At 42.0% G+C, this 1,703-nt stretch carries 1 protein-coding gene; it reads left to right on the top strand.

Annotation, left to right across the window (positions count from 1 at the left end; all coding sequences use genetic code 11):
- The first annotated feature begins 144 nt into the window (after positions 1–144).
- On the top strand, positions 145–1,497 hold the full coding sequence (locus GJS45_RS23540; RefSeq protein ID WP_162344345.1) for a transposase: 1,353 nt from the start codon (positions 145–147) through the stop codon (positions 1,495–1,497).
- The last annotated feature ends 206 nt before the right edge of the window (positions 1,498–1,703 follow it).

The raw sequence follows: 1,703 nt of genomic DNA, 5'->3' as shown, positions 1-1,703 counted from the left end.
AGGGCTTCTTTCTGAATCCCTAAAAAACTGATATCCAATGAATTAAATAGAAGTAATTTAATTTAAAAACCCCGAAAATAGTCACTTTTAGGCTTTTTCCGGGGTTTTCTTTTTTGTATTTTAACGTTGCTAAACAAAAATACGATGGAAGATACAGCGCAACTACAGATTTTCAAAGACTTCGACGGATATTCTCCAAAATATCATTTTTTTAAGAATTCATTGTTCGGTCAGATAAAAGATTCTATTCCCTGGGATGAGCTCGCAGGATGTCTTCCGGCAGAGAATAGAGGTCCCGGCGCTCCCAAGTGGTTTGATGCCAAGGGAATGTTTGCCATGATGTTCTTGAAGGCCTACCTCAATGTCAGCGACAGACAACTGATCGAAAGGTTCAATACAGATTACAGTCTGCAGATGTTCTGCGGCAAAGTTCTGGCCGAGGACAAGCAGATCAGGGATTATACCCTGATGACAGGTATTAGGGCTTATATTGAAAAAAACTGTGAATGGGAACAGGTCCAGTCAGTACTGCTCAACCACTGGAAAAGGGATGTGAACAATTCCCATGTACTTCTCATGGATGCCACCTGCTACGAGAGCTATATCCGCTTTCCTACCGATGTGAAACTTTTGTGGGAATGCTGTGAATGGGTGTTTGAAAAGCAGCTTTTCAGGTTGTGCAAGATCCTGAAGATCAAAAGGCCGCGTTCCAAATACCGGGAGCAGAAGATTAAACAGCTTGCCTATTTCAGGAAAAGAAAAAACAGCCATAAACAAACGCTCCGCAGAAGGGAATCGCTGGTATACCTGTTGGAAAAAGGAATCGGGCAACTTCAGCAAATAATGGATATGTTCCGGGGAGAATGTATGAGGCCGGAAGATTTTGCCTGTTTGAGAACCATCAAGAAAATTCTGGTACAGCAGACATTTCTGTTGACCCACAAGCCATCTGAGCTGAAAGACAGGATCGTTTCCCTTCACAAACCCTATATCAGACCAATAGTAAGGGGAAAAGAAAACAAACCTGTGGAGTTCGGAATGAAAGTACACATGCTGCAGGTGGACGGACTATCTTTTATAGACAAGATGAGTTTCAAAAACTTCAATGAATGTAAAAGGCTGAAAATCTCCGTGGTGAAACATAAAACAGTTTTTAAAGGAACATCACAGCTCGGCGCAGACCGAATATATGCCACCAACGAAAACAGACGATACTGTACTGGAAACAGCATATTCACCTGCTTCCCCAAAAAAGGCCCTAAAAACCACTCCAAAGCTGAAAAGATACTCAGCAGTGAAATATCAAAGCAAAGGGCAACGGTGATGGAGGGTGTTTTTGGGACGCACAAAGAACATTACGGACTAAAAAAAATAAAAGTCAGGGGCGAAAAGCGGGAAATGCTGATGGTACTTTTTGCAACTATGGCAGCCAATGCGGTAAAAATCGCCAAAAAAAGAAACCGGGAGGAGCCTGCACCCCGAAAGAAGGCAGCCTAAAGACGAAAACGATCAAAAACCCTTTCCGATGGGATAACTATGCCCCATTGACAAAAAAACAAAAAAGAGGTACTCGATTCACCAGCAAATTGTACTTTACCGTAGCGGAATTGTACTGTCGATCAGAGCAAATAATCATAAAAAAACCACGAAGGATATAGTTTCATCCTACGTGGTCAAATTTTATTGGATTTTCCAAGAAGCCC

This window comes from Cyclobacterium salsum (assembly GCF_010119245.1).
Taxonomy (GTDB): Bacteria; Bacteroidota; Bacteroidia; order Cytophagales; family Cyclobacteriaceae; genus Cyclobacterium; species Cyclobacterium salsum.
The sequence above is the reverse complement of the archived record's forward strand: the minus strand, read 5'-3'. Positions and strand labels throughout refer to the sequence as shown.